Origin of the sequence: Psychrobacter sp. AOP31-B2-9 (assembly GCF_052378005.1) — a bacterium.
GTDB lineage: Bacteria > Pseudomonadota > Gammaproteobacteria > Pseudomonadales > Moraxellaceae > Psychrobacter.
The window spans coordinates 1-240 of sequence record NZ_JBQSXG010000386.1 but is presented as its reverse complement, the minus strand read 5'-3'; the positions used below and the strand labels follow the sequence as shown (position 1 = coordinate 240).

1 protein-coding gene is annotated in these 240 nt (G+C 47.1%); it reads left to right on the top strand.

Annotated elements, in window-relative coordinates; all coding sequences use genetic code 11:
- Nucleotides 1–240, top strand: a 240-nt coding sequence (locus ACT3SX_RS15750) for a transposase (protein WP_444761894.1), incomplete at both ends; no start/stop codon positions are given.

The window sequence follows — 240 nt, the reverse complement described above, 5'->3', positions numbered from 1 at the left end:
CAAAGCTCATCAGCATAGTACAGGCGCCGCCAGTCATCTTGATGAGGCCATTGGTAAAAGCGTTGCAGGTAATAGCAGCAAACTGCACTTAGTGGTCGATGCTTGTGGCAACCCTATACATGTTGAGCTGTCAGGTGGGCAAGTACATGACTCTAAGATGGCAAAGGCGTTGATATTTAGCACGATTAATAACCAGACTAAAGCGGTGATTGCAGACAGGGGCTACGATAGTAGCGATAT